The sequence below is a fragment of the Alkalibacterium olivapovliticus genome (assembly GCF_003003275.1).
Lineage (GTDB): Bacteria > Bacillota > Bacilli > Lactobacillales > Carnobacteriaceae_A > Alkalibacterium > Alkalibacterium olivapovliticum.
In genome coordinates this window covers 1-1,600 of sequence record NZ_PVTO01000068.1, presented here as the reverse complement: position 1 = coordinate 1,600, position 1,600 = coordinate 1, and the positions used below count along the sequence as shown (strand labels likewise).

General features: G+C 39.6%; 1 protein-coding gene. It reads left to right on the top strand.

The window, feature by feature from the left end:
- Positions 1 to 127: 127 nt before the first annotated feature.
- Positions 128 to 1,447 (top strand): IS1380 family transposase, encoded by a 1,320-nt coding sequence (locus CLV38_RS13530; protein ID WP_106196510.1) that lies wholly within the window; start codon positions 128 to 130, stop codon positions 1,445 to 1,447.
- Positions 1,448 to 1,600 lie beyond the last annotated feature (153 nt).

Genomic DNA, 1,600 nt, shown 5'->3' with positions numbered 1-1,600 from the left:
CATGTGCCAACTGCCTAACGGCAGCTTAAATTTACTTTTTCATTTTCACCTGTTAAGTGATGAAAAAAGAACCCCATTCTGATATGGTAAAGGTGTCTAAACCAACCATAAGAAAGGAGTTCTCTTCATGATTAGCTTACACAAAAACCAGGTAAAATTCAATTCAAACATCATCATTTCGCATACAGGTGGTCGTTTATCGAGTGATTCGGGTTTAGTCTTAGTTAAAGAAGTAATGGATACCTTCAAGTTTTCTGATTTGGCAAAATCACTTCTGGACATTAAAGATAACCGTGCTTACTACACGCATGATAATTTAGCGATATTAGAACAGCTCATTATGCAACTGATTGCTGGTTATTCGGCAGACTCGTCAGCTAATCTGTTACGACAGGATCCAGTCTTTCAAATGGTGTTAGGCAGAAAACAATTAGCCTCACAATCGTCAATTTCACGGTTTCTGGATCGTTTCACCACGGAAAATGTGGGTCAATTACAATCATTAAATCAGTCGCTCATTGATAAAGCGCGTTTGATTCGCAATGACACCGAGTTAATCATTGATCTCGATTCCACTCATTCAGATACCTTTGGCCATCAAGAACAAACAGATTATAATGCACATTATCAAACCTACGGCTACCACCCATTAGTTGCCTTTGACGGACTGACTGGAGATTTCTTAAAAGCTGAACTGCGTTCAGGTAATCAGTACACATCTAAAGGGGTGAAAGCCTTTATCGACCCATTGTTACACCACTACAATGAATCCATACCGAATACTGACATATTGGTTCGTGGGGACAGCGGCTTCGCAACACGAGAGGTGTATGAGTCTTGTGAAGAAAATGAAAGTCAGTATGTGATCCGATTAAAGAACAATCGGAGGTTAAGTCAATTAGCTGAGCAATCCGTTCTTTACGGGGATAACCAAAAATGGGAAGATCGGGAAGTTCAGTATTTTTCAATGCCTTATCAAGCACAATCATGGTCGAAACCCCGTTGTGTCTGTATTCGATCAATCTGTGAAGCAGGAGAACTCCTCTTTCAACACGCATTCATTGTGACTAATCTATCCGATAATGTCTCACCTGAAGTCATATTCTCTCTTTACGGCAAGCGAGGGACAATGGAGAATTTCATCAAAGAAGCGAAAGGTGGCTTTTATTTCGATAAAACAGATAGTCCACGCTTCTTAGAAAATCATGTCAGAATGATGATTAGTCTGCTTGCATACAACCTCATCAACTGTCTAAAGACTATCGGCTTTGATAAAAAGAACCAAGGGATGACTATTCATTCCATCCGACTAACATTCCTTAAAGTCGCTGGCAAACTTGTGCAAACAGGCAGGCGAGCCTATCTAAAATTGTCGAGTTATCATGTGTATCAAACTGAATTCTATAGGGTCTTCGAGCGCCTACGGCGATCCAGTCAATGGATTTAAATCAGTCATCACGTTAATTTTTTGAATCAATCGTCTACAAGGGAGAAGTATGCCTTCAAACAAACAAGAGAATCGTAAGAAGGTTCATTTAGTTAAAATCTACTTCGAGAACGCACTATTTTGTAGAAAAATTCCCAATTTTTCCAAGAACGA

Excerpts from the sequence above, each read along its gene's own strand:
- CLV38_RS13530 (WP_106196510.1), top strand. The coding sequence starts at position 128 with ATGATTAGCTTACACAAAAACCAGGTAAAATTCAATTCAAACATCATC.